The organism is Mesorhizobium sp. L48C026A00 (assembly GCF_000502375.1).
Taxonomy (GTDB): Bacteria; Pseudomonadota; Alphaproteobacteria; order Rhizobiales; family Rhizobiaceae; genus Mesorhizobium; species Mesorhizobium muleiense.
Genome location: NZ_AYWU01000003.1, coordinates 1 through 21,439, shown reverse-complemented (window position 1 = coordinate 21,439; position 21,439 = coordinate 1). Strand labels below are relative to the sequence as shown.

The following is a 21,439-nucleotide window of genomic DNA, read 5'->3' as shown; positions in this document are numbered from 1 at the left end:
TGGACGTAGGAGTCATCAGGCCCGACGACGCCGGCCGTGGCGGTACACCAGAATGTTGCGGTCGAACTGTAGCCTGCGTTGAAGTCGACGCCGCTCCCGTAACCTGTCCCGGGTGCGCCCTTGGAGCGCAACCGTCGGCAGACTGCCGGCGCCGCGTGTGGCTGCGAAGTTGCCGAACCCATTTTGGACGGCCCCAGGACGCTAGCCGGCGGCAGCGGCCAGGATCGTGCGGCGAACGACCGTCTCCAGCACTGGCACCTTGTAGCCGTTCTTCGCCAGCGGCGTAGCGCCGGCCACCGCGGCTCGGGCCGCCTGTCGCGCCAAGTCGTCGGTAAGCCTGTTGCCGATGAGGAGACGTTCGCTTTCGACGGCGCGGCGAGGCGTTGGTGCGACCCATCCCATGACGATCGAAGCATTTTGCACTGTCTGGCCCTCTATCGTCAGCACCACCGCCACATCGCAGATCGGCCAGTCGTAGCTGTCGCGCTCGGTCTGCTTGCGGTAGGCGGCCTTCGCCCCGGCATTCAACGGCGGAACGATTACGCGCGTCATAACCTCGCCAGTCTCGATTCTGGCATCGTGAGCGCCCTGCATTTCGGGTGGCAAGAAGAAATCCGAGAGCTTTACGACGCGTGAGCCGTTGGCGCCGCCGGCAAGTTCGGCGCTTGCATCATAGGCGACCAGTGCCGTCGCCGGCGTCGAGGCTTGGACCATCGCGTTTTTGTCGTTGTCGAAGATCGCGTGATGCTGGTTCTCGTCAGCGCCCCTGCTCCCCATCTCATCTGCACCTTCGCCATGGAAATGATCGTGCCGAAAATACCAGCAGCGCGGCCGCTGCAGCAGATTGCCCCCGATCGTTGCGGCGTTGCGGACCTGCGGCGTCGCCGCATGTCCGGCAGCATCCGACAGCGCCAAGTAGCGCGCGCGGATCTGTGGATCGTTGTCGATGCGGTCCAGCGTCACAAGCGCGCCGAGCGACAGCCCGTTTTCCGTGTCGACTTCGTCGAGACCGCGGATGGTCTTCAGATTTACGAGTCGCATCGGCGCTAGAATCCCTTCCTTCATCAAGTCCAGAAGGTCGATCCCGCCCGCCTTCGCGATGACGGGGCGTTGCTCGGTGCTTTCGGCAAGCAGACCTGCTGCCTGCTCGACCGTCGTGGCATCCACCCATTCGAAGCTGTTCATGGCCATGATGGACTCCTTCTGGCCGATCTCAGGCGCTGAGCGTCGCCAGCACATTTGCCGGGTTCATCGGCAAAGTGCGGATCCGCTTTCCGGTGGCGTTGTAGAATGCATTGGCGATCGCGGCGCTGGTCGCCACATTGCTTGCCTCGGCGATTCCTCGCGCGTCGGTCGACGACTGCGCCCCGATCTGCTCCATGAGCAGCACCTCGATCGCCGGAGTTTCGCGTGATCCGACCATCTTATATTGATCGACATTGGCGTTGAGTTGATGGCCGCTCGCCGCGTCCATGATGCGGTCCTCGTAGATCGCGTAGCTGACACCCTGGATGATGCCACCGATCACCTGGCTCTCGACCAGTTTGGGGTTGATCGGCCTGCCGCAATCGCTGGCAGCGACGATGCGCTCGACCTTGACCACGCCGGTCTCGACATCGACCGCCACCTCGGCGAATTGGACACCGCCCAGCCCATGCCGGCTGATGGAGAGCTCTCCCGGCACCGCAAATCCCTCATAGTCGTCGTGCCGCTTGGCGAGTTTCGAGATTTCGCCGAATTTGGCTTCCTTGGCTGCATCCTTGAGCGGCCTTGCTCCCTCCTTGCCGCGGACGCCCACCTTGCCGTCGGCGAAAAAGATGTCATCGGGATCGGCGTCGTCGAAAAGCGGCGCGAGGCGCGCGGCCAGGTCGCGTGCCGCCGCATAGGCCGCATTGCGGGCAGGCGCGGTCACCGACGCAGTCACCCGGCTTCCGCCGGACGGCGGTCCCCACGGGAACCGCGTGTCGCCGATAAAGACGCCGATGTCCTCGGCGTTGAGGCCGAACTCCTCTGCAACCACCTGGGCAAGCACAGTCCGCGTGCCGGTGCCGACATCCTGCGTGCTGTTGTAGACGGAGACCGACCCGTCATCGGCGACCCGCACCTCCACCGTCGTCGGAGGGCTGACGACATACACCCACTGCGCCTGCGCCATGCCAATCCCCCGCTTGATCGGCCCGGCGTCGGCGTTCGGCGGACGCCGGCGGCTCCAGCCGAACCGCTCGGCCGCGACCTTGCGTTCATGTGCCCGTGCAAGCATGTCGTCGGTGGGCTTTGTGTCGATGCGATCGCGCAGGATCAGCGGGTCAAGTTGCAGCCGATCCGCGAGTTCGTCCATCGCCTGCTCGAGCGAGAAGATGCCCTGCACCTGTCCGGGTGCGCGGAAAGCCGCGCACGGGCCGGCATTCGTGAACACGTCATACTGCTCGGTGCGCATGTTCGGGCACGGATATAGCGCATTGTAGCAGAAGCCTATGCCGGCGCCCCCAGCGATGCCGCCGGTGCCCCAGCTTATGACGTCGATGGCGGTAAGGGTGCCATCTTGTTTGGCGCCGATCCGTACGCGCTGCAAGCTGTTGGGGCGATTGCCCGCCGAAACATGCTCTTCACGGCGGTCCAGCATCATGCGCACGGGCGCGCCGGCCTTTTGTGACAAATGAATGGCGAGGAGGCCGAAATTGTTGATCCCATATTTGGCGCCGAACCCGCCGCCGGTGAAGTCGCTGATTACCCGGATCTTGCTCTTGGGCAGATCGAAATATTCGGCGGCCTCATCGCGCACGCTGTGCGTGTGCTGCGTGGAGGCATAAATGGTCAGCCCGTCATCCTGCCAATCCGCGACGATGCCATGTGTTTCCATCGGCACATGAGTCTGAACCTGCGTGCGATATTCGGCCTCGACGATCACGTCCGCCTCCGCCAGGCCCTGGTCGATATCGCCCGTGGGCGTCATACCCGGCATGCCGAAGTTGGGACCGCGCACATTGCCCTTCTGCGGCAAGCCTTCCGGTGCGCCGCCGCCGCCGGCTGTCGATGGCTGCTCGACCGGTCCTGGAAAGACGATCGGTGCCTCATCGTCCATTGCCGCATCGAGGTCAGTGACATGCGGCAAGCGCTCGTATTCGACCTTGACGAGCTTCGCCGCCTGGTCGGCGATCCGCTGCGTCTCGGCGGCGACCGCGGCAACGGTCTGGCCGGCGAAGCGGACCGTCGGGTATTTGTTACGAGCCTCGGCCTCCGGATCGCGAAGCCTGGCGGATTGCAGCAGTGTCTCGAGCACATGTACAGCACGGACGCCGGGGTGACGCTCCGCCGCTGAGGTGTCGATCGAGATCACCCTGGCATGCGGCCATGGGCAGACGATCTGCCGTGCGTAGAGCATTCCCGGCAGTTGCACGTCGAATGTGTATTTCGCCGCGCCCGTCACCTTCTGCACGGCATCGAGCCGCGGGATCGACTTGCCGATGGAGCGCAGTTCGGCGTTCACTGGCAACTGCGGCGGCTCATCGTCCGGCACCTGCCGAGTCACCTGCCTCATCTCCTGCCCGACGATACCGTAGAGCAAGGACTGGGACCGTAACGAAGGCCGGTCGGCCCGTGCCTGATTTTCGGTAGCCATCAGGTGCCCCTCCTCCGATTCTCGCCGGCGACGGCGAGCACTGCCGCAAAGATGTTCGGATAGGTGCCGCAGCGGCACAGGTGACCGCTTATCGCGGCCTTCACCTCGTCGATGCCGGCGTCCGGTTTACGATCTATGAGTGCTGCGCAACTCATTACCATTCCGGGCGTGCAGAATCCGCATTGAAGGGCGTCATGCTCGACGAACGCCTGCTGCACCGGATGAAGCTTGCCGCCCTCGGCCAGCCCCTCGATCGTGGTGATGTTCCTGCCCCGGGCGTCGAGCGCCAGCGTCATGCAACTGCTGGCAGGCTGACCGTCGAGCCAGACCGTGCAGGCAGAACAGGCTCCGCGATCGCAGCCGATTTTGGTGCCGGTCAGGCCGAGGTGATTGCGGAGGACGTCGACCAGCGTGGTGGCGGGTTCCGCCTGCACCGGGACCCGTCGTCCATTTATCGTGAGATCGATCGGGATCAGACCAGGGCCAAGAACTTCGTTGGCATCGTCCTGCATAGAACCATCAACGGCTGCCTGCGCTGCCCCTGCTTCCAGCAACGCCGCCCCTACGGCCGAGGTGCCACCGTGCTTCAGGAACGTCCGACGAGAGATGCCCGATTTCGTGGATCCCGGAACTTGACTGCGGCTCAATTCTGCCATGCTGTACCTCCGGATTTGTTACAGCGGTTACCAAAACTAGGGTGATCGGATCAGCACCAAGCTAGGGGACCGATCGGTTCGTGCCAGACGCCATCACAACGAAGTGACCGTCGAGGCGATCGCGACGCTGGGCATGCCGTCGAGGCTTAACGTATTGGCTTGATCTGGAGATGATCTAAGATGCGGCGGCCCGTGCTGCTACCGAGCCTGCTGCGAGAAGAAGTATCGGCTTGAATCCGAACTCACCAAACCCGCCATCGAGAAGCCGGAATAGCGAATCGCCTGGTAACCTGGGGGTGAGTGAGCAGATTGGTCGTCCGGGGGTCAGTTCTCGGGGTTCGAGTCCAAATCGCGGCGCCAAATCGAGCTGGAAAATGCAATAAAATCATATGCTTAATTAATGGTGGGCCCGGAGGGTCAGCGTTTTCTACACGAAATCAATACGTTAGCGGATGGTTAGCCAAGCCGTTTCCTTCGTATGATCTCGTATGGTCTGGCGAACCAAAGGACCAAGAAGACGACTAGTCTCCATGCGAGCGGTGCCTCAGTTCTATCCACAAAGAAGGTCAATCAACGCATTTTGACCATAGCGCTATGAGCGCGACCGCATTGGGACCGGGAGCGGACTGGCCGCTTTCGGCATCCAATTGTCCAAACGACCGCGATAGGTCCCTAAGCGTTGTCACTATCTTCTCATAGGCATGCTCAGCGTCATCCTGATTGCTTAGATGCTCGCCCAGGACCTTCCGCCACGGACGGAGAGGTTGCTGATCGGCGGTGGCAGGGCAACAAACCCGGCAAAGGCGCGCTCGACCAATCGCCGGAACCCCACCGTTCGATTCCGCGCAACGCTTCAATGGTCTTGCAGATCGCCCAGATGTTTTCCCAGACTTTCAGCCATCGGTAGCACGCGAAGCATTGCGGCCGTCCCTTCAGTTCGAAATACACCGCGACGCCGGTATCGTCCGGTTCTCGCTGGCTTACGTAGGGCATCCCATCGTTCCGCAGCTTGACGTTCGTACTCAGGACGACATAGCGGGCCGCCGAGCATGCGGATCTCATTCAGCAGGGCCCGTTGGGCGTTGGCCTGCGCGGTTTTGAACGGTGACCATCGCAGCGAGTGTTGCGGCGTCCGTGGCTGGCCGCAGGCCATTGGAGGGGGTAAGCGTCGGTCATTTGCCGCCGCCTACTTCCCGATTCAGTCCCGCCCGATTCAGCGGTTTTGCTTGCTTGCATGTGCTTCTCCGTTTTTGGGGTTGATCGATTGTTTGTGGCTACGCGCCCTTTGGGGTCGGTCGGCTGACAATGTCGTTGCACCCCACCCACGCTTGGAGATGTTCCTCGCCTGGCTTCTTGCGGTGCGCCACGATATATTCGTCATAGTCTTTCCAAGTCTCGCGGAGCGCGTCACCACGCATCTCCTCGATGATATCCAGCGAAAAGAGGCCCTCCTCGCCGCCAATGCAGATGCCTTCATACAAATTGAGAAGACGAAAGACTTGCGACTGCACGGCTTCGTTCCCCACAGCATCAATGTATTCGGGTGAAAACCGATCAGTGTCGTCTATCTTCTTGGCTTCATCGAGTTCGCGTTTTTTGTCGATTATCTCGGCAACACGAAAGTCCAGGTTGTTCATTACGTCCAGCGTTCGGTTGCTCTTCGCATCGAGGAACAAGACGAACGGAATCGCGATAGCCGCTAAGGCGGTAACCACTGCGGCAGCGATCGAAACGCAATTCAACTTCTGATCAAAAGTTAGTCGCATCTGCTTCTCCTTTTGTAGGCCCTCTAATCTAAAGTTATATCCCACCCAGCGCTCGCTCAACTTCTTCAGGGCGTAACAGATGGCGGGAAAGCAGCGCGGCTCGCCGCCTCGCTAACCAGCATCCCCGTAGCCTTTCGTCTCGCCAGGATGGGGCCCAGCGACACCGAACGCTCGGCGGCTTTGAACATCGCGATGGCCTCAGTTCCGGATGGAAGTTGCGGCCGGTCTGGACGTCAAGCCGAGCGTGCGCGCCGCGACCACCGCCAACATCACCCTTTCGGGTGCGCAGACCATCGACGGCGTCAGCGTCATCGCCGGCCACCGTGTGCTGGTCAAGAACCAGAGCACGCCGGCCCAGAACGGCATCTGTGTCGCCGCCTCCGGTGCTTGGAGCCGGCGGGACGCTTGGCACGACGGCCATCGCTTGGAGCCAGTGCAGCGGCACCGGGGCTTTCGCGCTGCTCGCCAGCCCCACCTTCACGGGTGTGCCGCTTGCTCCGACCCCTTCGCCCGGCACCAACACCACTCAATTGGCACCGCAGCGTTCGCACCTCAGGAGAAATCGAGCGGATCCTGCGCGACGGGAACAGCAACCCACACGATCCGCGGTCAGTGGCGGCGATGGGGGCTGCTGCTGCTTCCGGAGGTGAATGGCAAAGTTTTTCGATCCTCCCCGTCCCGCTCCCCGTCGGTCCGCGAACAAAGTTGACGAAACAGGCCAAAAAGGTTGGCATTACCCCCGAACAGTTTCTCCGTCGGATCATCGTCTGCGTGCTCGACGATGATCTCTACGAAACCGTCGACGACAGATTCGACGCAAGCAACAAAAAGGGATAATTACTTGCGCTAGCCGGCGCCGATACTGTCTTGAGATCGGCATGGCTTCTTGTGGGAGGGGAGCATGGGCGGCAAGTGGGCTGGGCTCGGCATTGCTCTGGTTGGGATTGCTTCAGCAAGAGCGTATTTTTGGATGCCAGAGACGCACATCGGCGTGTGCGACACTGCAGCGCTCAGCGAGCCGTATCAGAAAACTGTCGAATTTCTCGATAGCATTAGCCAACTCGGGCTGACGCTGGCAACGGCGTTGATTGGTTTAGGAGCAGGACTTCTGCTCGGACTCCAGGGCACTCTGCGGCCGACGCCATGGATTGTTGCCGTTCTCGCAGGATCTATGATCAGCCTGGCACAGGCGATCCTGTATGGGGTTTGGTGGAAAGCGGGAATCGCAAATCTCTGGTTCAACTCATGCTGGGAGAAAATTGACGTGCCGTTCCTTCAGTATCGCTATGGGTGGAGCTTCAATTTTTTCATGATTGGAATTGGTCTGCTGGCGGTGCTCGTGGCTTCGGTCGCAGTTCAACGCGTCAGGGAGGCATAGAGATGTCCAGAGGGTTCGCAATAGCCGCTGCGTTTGCGGCAATGGCGTTCGCAACCGTGTTTGATGCACGGGCGCAGGAAGCGAATTGGGATACGATCGTCTCAAAATGGGCGGATGAAAGAGGTGAGATAGTCACGCCCGCCGCTCGGGTTGCGGCTTTGAAAGCATTCTCCGATTTGTTTATTGCAAGGGCCTTTACCTTGCAAATGCCCCCCGACGCGACCGCCAACATCGCAAAGGTAATAAGCGGTGCCGGATATGTTGCGGTCTTGCCCGACAAAGTCGTCGTGGGATCCGGCGAGAACCGACAGATATTCGCTCTTTCCGGCCAGGCGCAGGCCGATGCGGTGGCGAAGGCCTTGGAACCGGACCTGCTTTTTGCACAACTCGTCGAGTTCCCGCTGGTGACCGTGCACGTCGACCCTGCTCCACCTGTTGACTACACGGTCGAAATCAATGGGGAGCGCGTCCAGGCCCGAGAGAAAGGCGTGTATCGCGTGGACATCGGCGAAATCGCTGTACGTGTGACAAGGGCACCCCATCCAGACTGCCTTTGGAAAGGAACGCTCAAGGCACGCGACAAACAACAGGTGGATTGCCAGCTTTAGGAACCGGCGGCTTTCCCACCTTGGAATGAGCGAAACTCCGAGTGCCACTCGAGCCCGAGCGTTCCGGCTCCGGCTTTCTTCGCGACATAAGTGAGGATGAACCCTTGGATTTTGCGCAATCGTCGCGTTCCTTCTTTTCCCTCGAGGCGGCGCTTCTGTATGCCAGGCGGGCCAAAGCCTCAGCGACGCGAGCCGTGGGGTCTTTGGGGTCTTGCCGTTCCCGCCTCGACAACGCTAAATCTAACGACGCGCTTCAGCCGCCAGACGGGATCCTCGATGCCTGGCCAGAAGATTAAGAAGACTTCGTGCAGGCGTCAGGAACTCGGCTCGACGCGTCCGACTCGCCTGAACAAGCACCGTCAGCGAAACCAACGCCAGATCGGCCAGCACAGAACTGCGAAGCTTTATCATCGTCAGTTGAGCCGACACAGATGCTCCTCGAGCCTCTCCCGAAGTGCTGTCTCGTCCTGGATGCACATGGCCAAGTCTGCCATTGCCGCAAGGGGGTACGCTCCAACAACCTCGCCCTCCCCCAGGAACGCGATCAGCGGCTTGCCGAGCCCGTGCGCCAATTCAAATTCGGCCTGACTCCCCTCGCCGCCCGCCAGCACCACAATGACGTCAGCCGAACCCACGTTCAGGACGTTTCGTGAGTCTGGGCCCTTGGGATCGTTACCAGGGAGATGGGTGAAGATAGGTATTTCCACCCACGGATTCGGGTAGCCCGCCTTCGGAATCAGCATAAGTTTCGACAGCGTTCCAAGCTTGTTGCCCGTCCATCCCTCAACTTTGCCCGGGATAACGCCGATCGACCGACCTATTCGACCCGGTGTCTCGCAAAAGCCCCGCGCGGAGAGATTCATCACCCCCTGACCTCCACCGGTCAGCAGATTGCATCCAAGCTCAGCAATGATGCGACCGGCTTGCATTGCTCGTCGACCCTCATCAGAATCCTCATCAATAGTGCTCCCGGTCCCCACCACGGCGATAGTTCCCATGCGTACTGTCATCGCATTCCCCTTCTGTACTAGCCCCTGGCATCACGCGTCTTGCTGAAGGATGCTTACTCCTACTAGCAAATACAAGTTTGCATGCTGGGCCTCATCGTTGGGAAATAAGCTTGACGGAAGGACAAATTTCCATTTGCCCCAGTCGACATTTTTCCAGATTGGTATGCCTGGCTTTTCCGGGTATTTCACTTCCTCGTCCACTGTGAGTTCGGCACCTTGTATTTGTCGGCCATCGAACGCACCCAACTGAAGAGAGATAGCCTTGGTCATTCCCGGCCAATAGTAGGGCATTCGTTGCTGCACTGCGTCGAGAATCAACACCCGAGTCCCTTTCTCCTCCTGCATGTGAGTAAGGCGATGCCACTCGGACGGAAACTCATCTTGCAAAGAGATCAGTCGGACGACAAAAGGCGTTTTTTCGTCGTTCCGTCGTGCGTTTGCCTGCTCGCGAGCATGCTCTTGAAACGCTCCAGGGCCACGTCGCGCCGTGTACTTCAGATGGATGATAACATCGGTGATCGAAGTGAAGTCGAGTTCACGGTTGTCTTCCCTAGGTAGCTCGAGTGTCCACTTGCTCACCGCCCCGGCGCCTTCGAAGGGCAACAAGCGGCCATCCTGAAAATTGAGCTCGAATAGGCCGCTGTCGCCATGGGCTGAACTGGTTGCGATGGATTCTACACGCGAATAGGTGCGGACGATCTCACTCTCGTCATCGATATTGGTACCAGTTCTGATTTCACTTGAGTTGAGCGTAAGCGTACAATTGATACCCGCAAACGGACCAGAGACTCCCGGAACGCTTAAGCTGACGCTCTTGATTCTACGGTAGAAATGACCGGGAAAGTCCATATCGAACAACCATTCCGGCAACTCGATCGATATCTTCGCCTTCTTACCTCTCTTAAGCTTCAGGAATTCATCCGAATTTAATCGCACGAGCGAGATATGTTTAGTAATTTCCAGCTCTCTTCGGTTTCGTTCGAGATAGTCAACTTCCATTCGCTTCAGGTCGAGTAGAAGTGCTTGTCCGGCAAGCAGTCCCTTATGCAGGCTATCCCAACCGCTGCTCCCGATATAGGAGACGAACGTGCCATCGCTCTTTGGTCCGAGCTCGAAATGGAATGCTCGCTCGGTCCGAAGTGCAAATCTTTGCGCCAAGTTGAAAGCTTGGAAGTACAGGCCGGAGGTCTGGGCGCTCATCCACTCATACAGCTCTTGATTGGTGAACTTTCGATCCTTTACGAACTCCAGCATCGCTTCGGCCTGTTGCATTTGCTTCTCGTGCTCGCGCACTTCCGCCTTGCTAATCTCCACTCGTATTTCTGCAGCGGCGATCTGCCGGTCGATCTGCTTCTGTTCCTGCGCCGCGAGACGCTCCTGCAACTTCCACTCATCCCAGCGACGCTCATAGGCCGCATTCGTGTCGATCAGATGCGCAGCCGAGTGCAGAGTACCGCCGAGACCACCGAAGAACTGTGCCCAATTCATCGAGGAGTCACCGATATTCGAGCCACCATACGCCCAGGTGGCAACGGGCGATCCGCCAAAGCCTGCGCCGCCGAACTCGAATGTCGGGAAGAGTTCAGCAGTTCCGCCGGCCGCATTGAGCACCGTCGCGGCGATCTCGCTTGCGATTCCAAGACCGTGCGAGATCATCGCCAGATTTTCCTGATCGATTACTCTCTTTATGTCGCGATAGAAAACATACCTCTTGTCGACTAGTCTGCGCGCCTCCCGCAGTCCTTCGAGCATCTGTTGCGCTTCCTGGACCTGCTGAATCCTCAGATCGCGTACGAGGCGCAACAGCGAAATCTCGTGCGTCGACCTTAGCTGGGACAGCGCTTCAGCATCCCGCTTCTCCAGTACCTGCAACAGTTCGGTGCCGAATTCCTTGGCCATCTCTACAAGTTCATTGGCCTTCTGCGACAGCACCTGAAATCGATAGTTTGGCGCTTCTCCAGCCCCCTGCGCGACAATATCGCCGATGCTCAATCCCGCGGCTGCGGCCCGCACAAGTAGCCCAGGATCAATCGGCGGCGCGAACAGCGCCAGCTTGCGCTCAATGCCTTCGATGTTCTGGCAGTGGCGGATCTTGAAGAGCCGGTCCTCGATCGTATCCCAATATTTCAGGAGTCTGTCATTTTGCGGGATGCAGAAATACAGACCCGCAAACGACGGCATTTCGGGCAGGCAGCGTAACGGCTGTGGCGGGGCGCCCGCGATATCCTGCACGATGTTTTCAAGTGCGATCCATGCGTTTCCAAAGACATCGATGTCGCTGCGGTTTGAGCCCTGCAGCTCTCGGCCTGGCCGAAAGATCATGGCTTCGCTGTCGTCCACAGCCTCGTGGATCAGCGCTTTCCGTTAGAAAGAATCCGAAGGATTCACAGTTAGAAACGTTAGAGGAGCGGGTTCTGCAATCGCTGCAATGACTTAAGCCCGATTCCGGTTCCTGATAGCACGGGAATCTGGTTCCCGATGGCACGGGAGTCGCGGTTCCTGATAGCACGGGCCTGTCCACAGTCATTTCACAGCCCTATTGATGCGGCCACGTGGCGCGCACGGCGTTGCGCTGGCGCTCGCGAATGGATCGACCGGGTTGAGTTGGAAATTCAGGCGTGACCGACCGTCGGGATCGACGGAGAGTGCCAGCCGGTAGCCCGGCAGTGGCTGGCGACGCACGATCTCGCGCAGGTCGAAGGTGAAGCGCTTGAAGGGCGACAGGCTGCCGGACTTCACGTGGAGATGGGCTAGATCAAAGCTCCAACCATAGGTCTGGCGGCCACCGTGCTTGCGAACGAGACGATAAAGCCATCGTTCCAAGCCTCCTCTCAGCCCGAAATACTGGCGGTCGATGGTGAGGATAAGGGCATCGTCCACGACACCTGCATAGAACCAGTCTGGCAGAATGAGTTCGATACCGAGCGGACGGCCGCTGGCATCAATCCGCTCCTTCCATTCGTTGATCCAGGAGAAGCGATGGCGCCGCCGCTCGGACGACTGGCGGATCGACGTAGCGACCGTCGTCGATTGCAGTCGGTCTAGCGCAGCCTTCAATCTGTTGTAGCTATGGGCGGAATCGCCGCGACCGACGAAGGCAAGGATCTCGTAGGGCGTGGCAGCCATCAGACGCGACGTGCGAAGGCCGTTGTCGCGTGCATCGACGATCTGGCTGGCTGCCCAGATAAGGATGTCGGCGTCCCAGATCGTCGCCATCCCATGTTCGACTGTCGCCTCGACGCGGATCGAGACCTCGCCCATGCGAAAATCGATCGGTGTCACGCGCCGGGATTTGGCGAGCGAGAAGAACGGCCACGACATGAGATCCTGCGCGTCGCGTGCCGCGATGACACTGGTGCGCGCGTGGAACAGATCAAGCTGCCCCTGATCGGTCGAGCGAAGCTGCATTTCCTTGCACCGCAGATCAGGAGACGCAATCGCGCCGGCCAGCATAAGCCGGCGCGCGGGCGGCATGCGGCTTGGCAGGCGGAACAAAGGTCGCGTTGGCATCGCTGGTGGAGGTGCGCGTGCCAAGCTCGACCCAGGCATGCAGGTCGTCGATGTCATAGAGGACGCGTCCGCCGACCTTCCGGTACTTTGGGCCGGTCCCATAGGTCCGGTGCTTTTCCAGCGTGCGGGTGCAAAGGCCGACGATGGGCGCCGCTTCCTTCGTTCGCAGGTATTTCTGGGGCGCGCCCGCGGGACCCTTCGACATCGCTCGATCTCCATTCGGTTCTGCTGTCATCCTGGCCTGCCGGGACGCGCGAAACGGACGATGCTCAAATTGAGAAAAAGCGAGGGAGGGCAAACATCGGGGGATGTGTTTTCGCTACCCATGCGAAAAGGGCTTCAGCGATCGGATTTTCGGCTGCGGCTGTGAGGATAGAAGAGAAGGTCGCGGTAGCCGCCGGCCACAAGGCGATCCACCCTTCGCAGGATCGCCCGAACCTTGTGGCGGAGATGATGGTCGCGCCAGTCTCGAGGCGCGATCGACTCTCGTGACAAAAGCGCCTCCGCGATCTCGCGGTAGGTGGCCCCTGCGCTGCGGGCGTCATACGCGCGCAGATTGAGAGTATGCCTTGTCTTCGTTTGCTTCGGCAGCGCGCCGTAGACCGGGCCAGATCGTCGACCGTTGAGCGCCCGCCAGAACCGGCGTGCTGCGTCGAGCCTCGTCTCGAATGCCGCATCGAGTGGCAGGACTATGGCGTCGAATTCGGTCGCGCCGCTGCCGGGGTCAGTGACGAGATTATTTGTTCCGGTCGATGCCGGCCAGAGAATGTGACGCTCGTCGGCTTTCCAAACTGCGGCGCTGCCGGGTCTGGAAAGTTGAACAGTCTGATGCGAAGAGCTGACTGGCGATCGGATTTGCGTGGTCCGCAGCACGCGCGGCGAGGCCTGTTCCGTCCAGACGATGTTTTCAGCTAACGGAAGGCCGTCACCGGTGACTGTGAAATCGCGCGCCCCAACGAGCGATGAAGTCGGGCGGACCAACAGGTTCTACGGAACCTGGGAGATGTGACGAAAGCTGGCCGCACTCGGCGACGAAGTCGTCGTTCCGGATCAGATACTCGGCAGCGAACTCTGCAGGCTCGTAGCCTTGCAAGTGCGCGTAGGCTGCCGGATCGGTCCAATCGCCTCGCAATGTGCCAAGTCCTCTCCCGATGCCCGCATCAAGCTGCGGGCTTCGGAATGAGCATCCCTGCCGATACGCAAATCGGGTAGTTGGAGAGTCGGCAAACCGCTGTGCTGATTCAGCAAAGCGTGCCGGCTAGGCTCAGTGTGGCGCGCCGCCCGCCAGAAGATATCGATAGCCGTTCGTCGTCATCCACCGCGCGCGGGCGACATGGGTCTCCCAAGACCTGAACGCCCGCTCCGGCTCCTGCTCAGGATCTATGTGAAGGACGATCCTGGCCACCTCGCGCCAGTCCGCATCCTCGGCTGCCGCGTCGAGCAGGCGGATGTAGGTGAGTAGCCGCTCCTCGTCATAGCCGGTCAGGATCGGGGCATCCGGCGCAACGTCGGCGACATCGGGATCAAGGAGTGGTTTAAGCACGGCCCACCAAAAGTCGTGGAAGCACAAGCGGCTGCGTTCACCAGATAACCGGATTTTCTGGTTATCTGGATTTCCATTTAATTGATTTGCCGGTTTCGTCAAGGACCGGCAGCGAATGCAAAAGACACTTCGGTCGCCAAGACATTTGCGACTTATCCAATTGATCGTGGACAAGCGGAAAGCTGCAGGCCTGAGCCAAGCCGACTTGGCAAAAGCAATCGATCGATATCAATCAGTAGTCGCAGCCATCGAGTCGGGAGGACGGCGCTTGGATGTGATCGAGTTCCTCGACCTGGCTGAAACGATCGGATTCGATCCCCATGATATTCTAGATGAGGTGACAACAGTTCCGAGTTTGCCCGCCAGAAAGCGTTAGCAGTCGATCGGCTAAAGGGCGAAATCAGACCTCTGAAATCCAAACGAATTTCTTGTTGCCGTGCTCAATTGGCAGCAGTCGCATCGCGAGCCGGGCGGAGCCCGGCGAGCGGCCGCCGTGTTCAAAAACGGCTGCACGCGCCGACCCAGATGATCTGGTCGCTAGATATTCTTATGCTATGACGGTCTCGTTGATACGGCGGACCTGATAGGCCGCGCGGCGAGACGTTCGCTGCGCGGCCTTTCGTTTGCTCATGCCGCTTTTTCCAGCAAGGTCTTCGCCTTTGCTTCCAGCTCAAGCCGGCTGTCTTGATGGGACTTGCTGCGGGCATGCGCGGTCATGCCTTGCACGAAATCGAAGATGCTTTCGGGCGGACGGCCTTCCTCCCGCAATACGGCCTCAATGATGTTGCCCGTTTCGCTCTTGGAGAAACCGCGCTTGCGCAGGAAGGTTTCACGGTCGTCGTTGGTGCGCGCTACGATCTTCTCGCGCGCGGCCTTGATCCCGGCGACGAACGGCGCGGGGCTTGAGTTCGCAAAGCCCGTCAAAGCGGGCGCTGCCTCATGAGCAAAACGAAGTGCTGCAAACTTCGAATGCCGGATCGTGATTTCCTCGAAGCCTTCCACACCCCAAAGATTGCGGTTCATGCACACGGCGCGGAGATAGAAACTCGCAATGCCCAGCGTCTTGCTGCCGACTTCCGAATTCCAGCAATAGAAGCCACGGAAATACAAATCCGGTTCTCCATTGGGGAGCCGTCCTGCTTCGATCGGGTGCGTATCGTCCACCAGAAACAGGAACACGTCGCGGTCGCTGGCATAAAGCGTGGTGGTGTCCTTGCTTATGTCTACGAAAGGATTGTGCATCATGGTCGCCCAATCCAGAACGCCCGGTACCTTCCACATGGTGTCGCCGGTGCCATTGCCCGCGATCTTCATGACGGCGGCGACAAGCTCGTGATCCCAGATGCGGCCATAGTCCGGGCCGGTCACCGCGCGAAGTTCAACGCGTCCGTCTTCCGTCTCAAGGGTCTTCATCAATTCCGCGCGATGGCTCAAAAGGCCGTGCTGCAAGTTGATGCCGGCAAGCGGTGCGGGCAGCTGGCGCATGTAGGTGACCGGTGCACTGACAAGGCTGCAAAGCTGACCGAAGCTCCAATGCGTGGGCGCGATTGGCTGCTCCTGCCCGGGGACGATAAGCGAAAGCCGCTCTGCATTGTCGCGGATGGCTTCCACGCGCACAGCGCGGCTCCCGACGGTGCGGGCGGTAGCGCGGTCTGCTCTCTGCTTCACGGCATCATAAAGCTCAGTAAGGCTCAGAAAACGCTCGTCATCGGGACGTGAAAACCATTCCGAGGAAACCCGGCCGATCCGCTCGCCGCGCGAGATATCCACGCGGAAGCCGCTGGAAATCGCCTGCTGCTGGTTGTTGCTCTCGCTGTTGATGATGGTGGTCATGTTCATTTTGCTCACTCCTTTTCCGTCAATGCCGAAGGCATGTCCCCCGGCATGCCTTCCGGGGGCGCGTGAGCGCGCGGGAGTGATGGGGGCCAATGCCGGCGCGCGGAGCCGGGTTGCACGGTCGAGCGGAGCGGATGGAAATTGATGGCCATTGTTGCTGCAGTCGGCCGCTTTGCGAGCCTGCGGCCCTGCTCTGCACAGGCGGCAATGGCGGGGAAGCGAGGGGAAGTTCCTCGCTTCCCAACGGACCGATAAGGGTATCCGCAGTCGATTAGAACGATGAAAGCGAAGCTTACTCTTATAATGTTGTGCAAGAGACGTGGATTTTACAAAGAAATGTACTATTTGCCTCGTTGGCGGGACGGTAAATCAAACGTCGCTCAATTCTTCCGATACAATAAGAGGAAATTATATGACCACTGCTCTCGAACAAGACGGCCAACTGGATACCGTGTCGATAGCGGCCGACATCGTCGCCGCCTATGTATCGAACAATCCATTGCCGGTCGGCGAGTTGCCGAAGTTGATCGGCGATATCCATGCCGCGCTGAAAGGCATCGGCACGCCGGCGATAGAACCGGTGATCAAGCAGGAACCGGCAGTATCGGTCAGGAAGTCGGTGACGCCGGATTTCATCATCTGTCTGGAAGACGGAAAGAAGTTCAAATCGCTGAAGCGCCATATCGGAGTTCATTACAATCTGAGCCCCGACCAATATCGGCAGAAGTGGAACCTGCCGGCCGACTACCCGATGGTGGCGCCGAACTACGCGGCCACCCGCTCGGCTCTGGCTAAATCAATAGGGCTCGGGCGCAAGGCGTCTGCGCCCACTCCTGCCGCGGCGGAAAAACCAAAACGGGCTGCTCGTGCGGCAGCAGCGACGACGACTGCGGCAGCCATCAAGTCGCCGCTGAAGAAGACGCGCAAGGCACCAGCCAAAGCCTAGCGCTCTGCACCTGGCGGACGTGCCAGGCTGTGTAGGACCTGAACATGGCAAAGCCCCGCCTTGCGGCGGGGCTTCGTGTTAAGTCGGATCACTCTGCGGTGCGGCGGGACCAGACGAGCGAGAAGTCGCCCTCGGTGTCGGTCTCGACCAGGCTCGCATAGATCGGAGCGGGGAAGCTGGGATCATCGAGCTTGACGGAGTGGTAGTCGCGTCCCTCGCGCGAGGTCTTCTTCCATGCCGCCCCGAACTCGGTGTTATGCGGTGCACCGCATAACGCCGATTATGCGTAGCGCGTGATTATGCGGAGTCGCGTGCTGGCGGCCCCGGTTTTCCGGGGTTTTTGTCGTTTTTCGCTCCGCATAATAACGGGCTGATGTGCGCGGCGCCCCACCGTGTTGGGAGGCGCCGCGGTGTCGATCAGCGCGACCAGATCAGGGCATATTTGCCATCGTCGCCTTCGAAGAGGTTGGCGTAGATGGGTGCGCTGAAGGAGGGATCGTCGAGCTTGACCGAGTGGTAGGTCCGATCCTCCTTGGAAGTCCGGCGCCAGGCGGCACCGATCTCGACGCCGGAGACGATGACCCGCAGGTCGGGCGCCTTGTCGCTGGTGGCGGCGGGATCGCTGGGGATGAGACGCGCCTTGGCGTCGATGGCGAGGGGCTTGATGGCGCCGNAGGTCCGATCCTCCTTGGAAGTCCGGCGCCAGGCGGCACCGATCTCGACGCCGGAGACGATGACCCGCAGGTCGGGCGCCTTGTCGCTGGTGGCGGCGGGATCGCTGGGGATGAGACGCGCCTTGGCGTCGATGGCGAGGGTCTTGATGGTGCCGGTGTAGGTGCCATCGTTGCTGAGGGTGAACGAACCGATCTGGGACATGGTGGAACTCCTGTGCTGTTCAAGCCCGCGACCATCGCGGCCTTGTGGCGATCGAGAGCCCCGGGACGGCCGACCCGCACCGTCAGGCCGCAGCGCATGCGAAGGACGGCGCGTAGCGATCTTGTTGTTGGGCGAGGAGCGGCGCCGCCGCGGGGAAGAAGATCGCTGTCGCGCTGTTGCGGGGAACAGGCCGGGTCGCAGACCGCATCGCGGGGCAGATCCGCCCAGAACAAGGCCCGTCGGTCAAAGGGCATCACGGCACCCGGCAGAACCACCCAGATCCAGCCGTTCTCACATTGCCATGATGCTCATACCGCCCATCCCGCCTTACGTTGACGCGGTATGCGCATCGGCCATCAGCGACGCAATCAATGCGTCGGGGGCCCTGAACCGACCGCGACGGAGCGCCGGCGGCAACACGGCCTCTATGGCCTCGAGCTTCTCGGACGGGTCCATCCGCAGGTACACCTCGGTCGTGCGGATATCGGCATGGCCAAGCCAGAGCGCGACCTTACGGATATCGCGTGTGGCCTGCAGCATGAGGACCGCACAACTGTGCCGCAGAAGGTGTGGCGACAGCGGTCGGCCGATCAACGTCGGGCATCGAGCCGCAGCGGCCTTGGCGTGCTTTTCGAGGATATACTCGAAGCCGGCGCGGGTCATCGCCGTCGCTTGCGCGTTGACGAACAACTCCGTCGCCGGTGGCTTTCCGCGCACCGCAAGCCAGGCTCGCACGTCGCGGGCCGTTTCTTTCCAGAGCGGAAGACTGCGTTCGCGCCGGCCCTTGCCGAACACCAGAATGCTCGGACTGGGTTGCAGCGTGACGTTCTCCAGGGTGAGGCCGACGAGTTCGGAGACGCGCAGGCCAGCGGCGAAGCAGAGGTGCAGCATCGCCCGGTCCCGTAGCCCCAGGCGCGTCGTTGTATCGGGCGCATCGAGCAAGGCGCGGACCTCGTCCATGGTCAGGTGGCGGATGAGCTTGTGGTCATGGCGCTTGCCGGGGATAGCGTTGATCTGGGCGATCTGTTCCAGGGCGCTTGGGTGCCGCAGCTCGACGTAGCGCATGAACGCCTTGATCGCGGCGAGCCGCAGGTTGCGGGTCGCCGCGCCGTTACCGCGATCATGTTCGATGTGATGCAGGAACGCGAGCACCATCTCGGCGTCGATCTGCTCGAGCTGGAGCAAAGACGGGCGCGTATGCAAGCGCCCGGCAGCGAAGACGAACAGCAGCCGGAAGCTATATGCGTAGGCGTCGCAGGAGTGCGGACTATAGCCGCGCTGCTGCGGCATGTGCTCACGCATGAAGCGGGTGATGAGCGGAGCGATCGGTGTCATGCGATCTCTCCCTCGGTCAGCGCCTCGGCAGCAGCCGCGATATCGCCCATGAGGTCGGGCGTGGCTTCCAGATACCAGTAGGTGTGCCGGATACTCGCGTGGCCGAGATAGGTGGAGAGCGCGACGAAGTCCCGCGCAACATCATCCCGGCGCATCGCACATTGCTCCAGCACGCGCGTCGCAAAGGTGTGACGCAGATCATGGATACGCGGGCGACGCGAACGATCCTGGCCGACGCCGGCCATGCGCAGGATCACATGGAAGGTACTCTCGACGGTCCCAAGAGGCATCGGCTTGGCATCGACCGAGAGGAACACATGGTCGTCCGTCCCGGCGAACCGCCGGCGGACCTCAAGATAGGCCCACAGCGCCTCGACCACGCTGGCATGCATCGGTACGAGCCGGCTCTTGTTGAACTTGGTCTGGCGGATGTGCAGCACGCCATCGGGCAGCACGTCGTCCAACCTCAGGTTCAGAGCCTCCGATATCCGTAGGCCCGTCGACGCCAGCAGCCCGAGCAGCATCACATAGATGTGGCGCCTGAGCGGGCTAGGCTTCTGGCGCCGCAGATTGCCCGCGGCATCGAGCATGCGCGCCAGTTCCTCGGATGTGTAGATATAAGGCGCAGGACGTGTGGCAGCACCGTGGTCGGAGTGATAATGCGGCACCTCATGTGCGCGATCCTCGGCATGCAGGAAGCGTGCAAGGAGCGCGATCTCGCCAAGCCGCCGCTGATGACTGCGCGGAGTCGACGACACGGCCGCGGTCCAGGCGATCGCGGTCTCGCGGCGAACATGGGTGTCGCCGCGGTCGACCGCATAGCGCGCGAACGCAGCCAGGTGCCGAGCCGTCTTTGCCAGTTTAAAGCCGAGCGAGCGGCGCAATGCGATATAGCGATCAGCATCGTCGGTCAGCATGGCGACCTCCCCGGCCATGGTTGGGCGATAGCAGCCAGGAGCGCGATATCGACCTTGGCGTAGTGCGCCGTCATTTCTGGCGACCGATGGCGCAGTACCGTGCCTACATCAGTCAGGCTGACGCCGTGGCGGAGCATCGCCGTGGCCGCCGAGTGCCGCAGGATATGCGCGCCTCTATAGTGGCTCTCGACACCCCCGCGTTTGAGCGCGCGCTTGACCAGGCATTTGACCGTGATGCGGTCGATGGGGCGTAGCGGCGCATATTCGGTAAGGAACAGGGATGGTACCGCCAGCGCCGGCCGGCCGCGTTCGATATAGGCAAGCAGCGCGTCGCCGATCTCCTGGGTGAGTGGCAGCAGTTCTTCGCGCCGGCTTTTACCGAACAGGCGGATGCTGCCCTGCCGCCAGTCGATATCGCCGAAGCTGAGCCGTGCGACCTCGCTCGCCCGAAGTCCGAGCCGAACCAACAGCAGGATGATGGCCCGGTCGCGCAGGCGACGCTCACCGTCGCACGCCTCGATGATCCGCGCGATATCGGCATCGGGCAGGAAGCGCGGGATCGAGGCCAGCCGCCAGCCCGCAACGTTGGGCATGGCGTGGTCGAGTCCGGGCCGGCATCGTCCTGTCGCGATCAGGAAGCGCAGGAAGGCGCGGATGCCGACCGATATCCCCTTCATCCGCGCGACCGATACGGCTCGGGCACGGTCAGTCATGTACGCCCGGATCGTCACGGCGTCATAAGCAGCCGGCCTCTCCCCCAGCGCCTCGACGAAGGGCCGGATTGTCCCGAGATACGTGGACAGCGTCGTTTCGGCCAGACCGCGCTGCTCGCGGGCCCAAGCCGCAAATTCGACAACCAGCGGCGCAACCGGTTTGGCCGGCAGGCACGCCAATACGCCGCGATCCTCGAGATAGGCGATGAACAGCTTGGCGATCTCGACCGCGTCCTGGTTGACGTCGCCGCGGAAGCGCGGGCACTGTCCCGCTGCAATCAAGGCGAACGATGCCGTGTACGCCTCGCGGATCGCGGCGAGCGTGTAATTCTCCGCGCGCGCCCAGTGCGTCCAGCTCGCAAGCAGCCGCATCTTCTCGACGATGGTCCGTGGCGTATAGCGTCGCTCACGAAGCCATTGCGCGAAGTCCGCCGCGTGGTCCGCAGCCATTCCCGCCCTCAAGCGGTCCCCGACCGCGTTCTTCCGAACATAAACACCCGTCGGCATGTTGCCTCCTTTTCGCATGTGGAGGCGGGACTATGGTCCAAGGCGACCGTGATCCAGAACGTCAGCAGTTGCGCCTGGTGCTGTCGTGCAATGCCGCCGACCGAAGCTGGGTGGTTCTGCTGGGTGCCGTGATGCCCTTCGACCAACGGGCCTTGTTCTGGGCGGATCTGCCCCGCGATGCGGTCTGCGACCCGGCCTGTTCCCCGCAACAGCGCGACA

Annotated in this window: 23 protein-coding genes and 1 pseudogene; 6 read left to right on the top strand and 18 right to left on the bottom strand. The window is 61.0% G+C overall.

Features of this window, described 5'->3' with window-relative positions; genetic code table 11:
• Window positions 1–201: 201 nt before the first annotated feature.
• From X738_RS49755 to X738_RS85910, 5 genes are all read right to left on the bottom strand, one after another.
• On the bottom strand, window positions 202–1,191 hold the full coding sequence (locus X738_RS49755) for an FAD binding domain-containing protein (RefSeq protein WP_198032774.1): 990 nt from the start codon (window positions 1,189–1,191) through the stop codon (window positions 202–204).
• A 22-nt stretch (window positions 1,192–1,213) separates the two neighbouring features.
• The gene (locus tag X738_RS49750; protein ID WP_023797556.1) at window positions 1,214–3,619 is read right to left on the bottom strand and encodes a xanthine dehydrogenase family protein molybdopterin-binding subunit; all 2,406 of its coding nucleotides are present in this window, start codon (window positions 3,617–3,619) and stop codon (window positions 1,214–1,216) included.
• Entirely contained in the window at window positions 3,619–4,131 is a 513-nt protein-coding gene (locus X738_RS49745; RefSeq protein WP_023797555.1) for a (2Fe-2S)-binding protein, read from the bottom strand. The genes X738_RS49750 and X738_RS49745 overlap by 1 nt, the downstream gene beginning before the upstream one ends.
• Before the next feature lie 1,418 nt (window positions 4,132–5,549).
• Window positions 5,550–6,041, bottom strand: a complete 492-nt coding sequence (locus X738_RS49740) for a DUF4760 domain-containing protein (RefSeq protein WP_023797554.1) — start codon at window positions 6,039–6,041, stop codon at window positions 5,550–5,552.
• 198 nt (window positions 6,042–6,239) lie between these two features.
• A complete protein-coding gene (locus tag X738_RS85910; RefSeq protein ID WP_023797553.1) occupies window positions 6,240–6,407 on the bottom strand; it encodes a hypothetical protein in 168 nt (55 codons plus the stop codon).
• Between the two features lie 126 nt (window positions 6,408–6,533).
• Between X738_RS85910 and X738_RS85905 the strand changes: the two genes are divergently transcribed.
• The 3 genes from X738_RS85905 to X738_RS49735 all read left to right on the top strand — a co-directional run bounded on the left by X738_RS85905 (window position 6,534) and on the right by X738_RS49735 (window position 8,027).
• Window positions 6,534–6,878, top strand: coding sequence for a hypothetical protein (locus X738_RS85905; RefSeq protein ID WP_198032773.1), 345 nt, complete (start codon window positions 6,534–6,536; stop codon window positions 6,876–6,878).
• Between the two features lie 64 nt (window positions 6,879–6,942).
• On the top strand, window positions 6,943–7,419 hold the full coding sequence (locus X738_RS0140685; RefSeq protein ID WP_023797551.1) for a hypothetical protein: 477 nt from the start codon (window positions 6,943–6,945) through the stop codon (window positions 7,417–7,419).
• 2 nt (window positions 7,420–7,421) lie between these two features.
• Window positions 7,422–8,027 carry a hypothetical protein gene (locus X738_RS49735; RefSeq protein WP_023797550.1) on the top strand — a complete coding sequence of 202 codons (606 nt, stop codon included), beginning with the start codon at window positions 7,422–7,424 and terminating at the stop codon, window positions 8,025–8,027.
• 413 nt (window positions 8,028–8,440) lie between these two features.
• Here X738_RS49735 and X738_RS0140680 read toward each other — a convergent pair whose 3' ends face one another.
• The 7 genes from X738_RS0140680 to X738_RS49710 form a co-directional block, all read right to left on the bottom strand.
• Window positions 8,441–9,037 carry a hypothetical protein gene (locus tag X738_RS0140680; RefSeq protein ID WP_156942554.1) on the bottom strand — a complete coding sequence of 199 codons (597 nt, stop codon included), beginning with the start codon at window positions 9,035–9,037 and terminating at the stop codon, window positions 8,441–8,443.
• 30 nt (window positions 9,038–9,067) lie between these two features.
• Window positions 9,068–11,377, bottom strand: a complete 2,310-nt coding sequence (locus X738_RS49730) for a hypothetical protein (RefSeq protein ID WP_023797547.1) — start codon at window positions 11,375–11,377, stop codon at window positions 9,068–9,070.
• A 183-nt stretch (window positions 11,378–11,560) separates the two neighbouring features.
• The gene (locus tag X738_RS49725) at window positions 11,561–12,445 is read right to left on the bottom strand and encodes a replication initiator protein A (RefSeq protein ID WP_031254282.1); all 885 of its coding nucleotides are present in this window, start codon (window positions 12,443–12,445) and stop codon (window positions 11,561–11,563) included.
• 16 nt (window positions 12,446–12,461) lie between these two features.
• The gene (locus tag X738_RS49720) at window positions 12,462–12,752 is read right to left on the bottom strand and encodes a helix-turn-helix transcriptional regulator (protein WP_023797545.1); all 291 of its coding nucleotides are present in this window, start codon (window positions 12,750–12,752) and stop codon (window positions 12,462–12,464) included.
• A gap of 134 nt (window positions 12,753–12,886) precedes the next feature.
• Entirely contained in the window at window positions 12,887–13,528 is a 642-nt protein-coding gene (locus X738_RS80710) for a DUF2285 domain-containing protein (RefSeq protein WP_023797544.1), read from the bottom strand.
• Window positions 13,473–13,640, bottom strand: a complete 168-nt coding sequence (locus X738_RS88970) for a transcriptional regulator domain-containing protein (RefSeq protein WP_373420396.1) — start codon at window positions 13,638–13,640, stop codon at window positions 13,473–13,475. Before X738_RS88970 ends, X738_RS80710 begins: the two co-directional genes overlap by 56 nt.
• Before the next feature lie 171 nt (window positions 13,641–13,811).
• A complete protein-coding gene (locus tag X738_RS49710; protein WP_031254279.1) occupies window positions 13,812–14,090 on the bottom strand; it encodes a DNA -binding domain-containing protein in 279 nt (92 codons plus the stop codon).
• A gap of 115 nt (window positions 14,091–14,205) precedes the next feature.
• On the opposite strand from X738_RS49710, the gene X738_RS0140670 reads away from it, so the two are divergent.
• Window positions 14,206–14,466, top strand: coding sequence for a helix-turn-helix transcriptional regulator (locus X738_RS0140670; RefSeq protein WP_031254277.1), 261 nt, complete (start codon window positions 14,206–14,208; stop codon window positions 14,464–14,466).
• A 251-nt stretch (window positions 14,467–14,717) separates the two neighbouring features.
• Here X738_RS0140670 and X738_RS49705 read toward each other — a convergent pair whose 3' ends face one another.
• The gene (locus X738_RS49705) at window positions 14,718–15,923 is read right to left on the bottom strand and encodes a DUF932 domain-containing protein (protein WP_198032781.1); all 1,206 of its coding nucleotides are present in this window, start codon (window positions 15,921–15,923) and stop codon (window positions 14,718–14,720) included.
• Window positions 15,924–16,338: 415 nt separating this feature from the next.
• Between X738_RS49705 and X738_RS49700 the strand changes: the two genes are divergently transcribed.
• Complete coding sequence (locus X738_RS49700; RefSeq protein ID WP_023797540.1) at window positions 16,339–16,872, top strand: MucR family transcriptional regulator; 534 nt, start codon at window positions 16,339–16,341, stop codon at window positions 16,870–16,872.
• An 88-nt stretch (window positions 16,873–16,960) separates the two neighbouring features.
• Here X738_RS49700 and X738_RS82215 read toward each other — a convergent pair.
• The 5 genes and pseudogenes from X738_RS82215 to X738_RS49685 all read right to left on the bottom strand — a co-directional run.
• Window positions 16,961–17,125: pseudogene (locus X738_RS82215) on the bottom strand (DUF736 domain-containing protein); the annotation flags it as partial.
• 164 nt (window positions 17,126–17,289) lie between these two features.
• Window positions 17,290–17,748, bottom strand: a complete 459-nt coding sequence (locus X738_RS0140665) for a DUF736 domain-containing protein (protein ID WP_023797539.1) — start codon at window positions 17,746–17,748, stop codon at window positions 17,290–17,292.
• A gap of 327 nt (window positions 17,749–18,075) precedes the next feature.
• Window positions 18,076–19,083, bottom strand: a complete 1,008-nt coding sequence (locus X738_RS49695) for a tyrosine-type recombinase/integrase (RefSeq protein WP_023797538.1) — start codon at window positions 19,081–19,083, stop codon at window positions 18,076–18,078.
• The gene (locus X738_RS49690) at window positions 19,080–20,000 is read right to left on the bottom strand and encodes a tyrosine-type recombinase/integrase (RefSeq protein ID WP_023797537.1); all 921 of its coding nucleotides are present in this window, start codon (window positions 19,998–20,000) and stop codon (window positions 19,080–19,082) included. The genes X738_RS49695 and X738_RS49690 overlap by 4 nt, the downstream gene beginning before the upstream one ends.
• The gene (locus X738_RS49685) at window positions 19,994–21,085 is read right to left on the bottom strand and encodes a tyrosine-type recombinase/integrase (protein WP_245277596.1); all 1,092 of its coding nucleotides are present in this window, start codon (window positions 21,083–21,085) and stop codon (window positions 19,994–19,996) included. The genes X738_RS49690 and X738_RS49685 overlap by 7 nt, the downstream gene beginning before the upstream one ends.
• 167 nt (window positions 21,086–21,252) lie before the next feature.
• On the opposite strand from X738_RS49685, the gene X738_RS49680 reads away from it, so the two are divergent.
• On the top strand, window positions 21,253–21,439 hold a 187-nt coding region (locus X738_RS49680; RefSeq protein WP_036269348.1), incomplete at its 3' end, for a hypothetical protein.

Coding starts and splice junctions, on each gene's coding strand:
- X738_RS0140685 (WP_023797551.1), top strand. CDS start 6,943: ATGGGCGGCAAGTGGGCTGGGCTCGGCATTGCTCTGGTTGGGATTGCT.
- X738_RS49695 (WP_023797538.1), bottom strand. CDS start 19,083: ATGACACCGATCGCTCCGCTCATCACCCGCTTCATGCGTGAGCACATG.
- X738_RS49740 (WP_023797554.1), bottom strand. CDS start 6,041: ATGCGACTAACTTTTGATCAGAAGTTGAATTGCGTTTCGATCGCTGCC.
- X738_RS49755 (WP_198032774.1), bottom strand. CDS start 1,191: ATGGCCATGAACAGCTTCGAATGGGTGGATGCCACGACGGTCGAGCAG.
- X738_RS49700 (WP_023797540.1), top strand. CDS start 16,339: ATGACCACTGCTCTCGAACAAGACGGCCAACTGGATACCGTGTCGATA.
- X738_RS49685 (WP_245277596.1), bottom strand. CDS start 21,085: ATGCGGCTGCTTGCGAGCTGGACGCACTGGGCGCGCGCGGAGAATTAC.
- X738_RS49720 (WP_023797545.1), bottom strand. CDS start 12,752: ATGTCGAAGGGTCCCGCGGGCGCGCCCCAGAAATACCTGCGAACGAAG.
- X738_RS49690 (WP_023797537.1), bottom strand. CDS start 20,000: ATGCTGACCGACGATGCTGATCGCTATATCGCATTGCGCCGCTCGCTC.
- X738_RS49735 (WP_023797550.1), top strand. CDS start 7,422: ATGTCCAGAGGGTTCGCAATAGCCGCTGCGTTTGCGGCAATGGCGTTC.
- X738_RS49745 (WP_023797555.1), bottom strand. CDS start 4,131: ATGCAGGACGATGCCAACGAAGTTCTTGGCCCTGGTCTGATCCCGATC.
- X738_RS0140670 (WP_031254277.1), top strand. CDS start 14,206: ATGCAAAAGACACTTCGGTCGCCAAGACATTTGCGACTTATCCAATTG.
- X738_RS0140680 (WP_156942554.1), bottom strand. CDS start 9,037: ATGACAGTACGCATGGGAACTATCGCCGTGGTGGGGACCGGGAGCACT.
- X738_RS49750 (WP_023797556.1), bottom strand. CDS start 3,619: ATGGCTACCGAAAATCAGGCACGGGCCGACCGGCCTTCGTTACGGTCC.
- X738_RS49725 (WP_031254282.1), bottom strand. CDS start 12,445: ATGCAGCTTCGCTCGACCGATCAGGGGCAGCTTGATCTGTTCCACGCG.
- X738_RS85910 (WP_023797553.1), bottom strand. CDS start 6,407: ATGCCGTTCTGGGCCGGCGTGCTCTGGTTCTTGACCAGCACACGGTGG.
- X738_RS49705 (WP_198032781.1), bottom strand. CDS start 15,923: ATGACCACCATCATCAACAGCGAGAGCAACAACCAGCAGCAGGCGATT.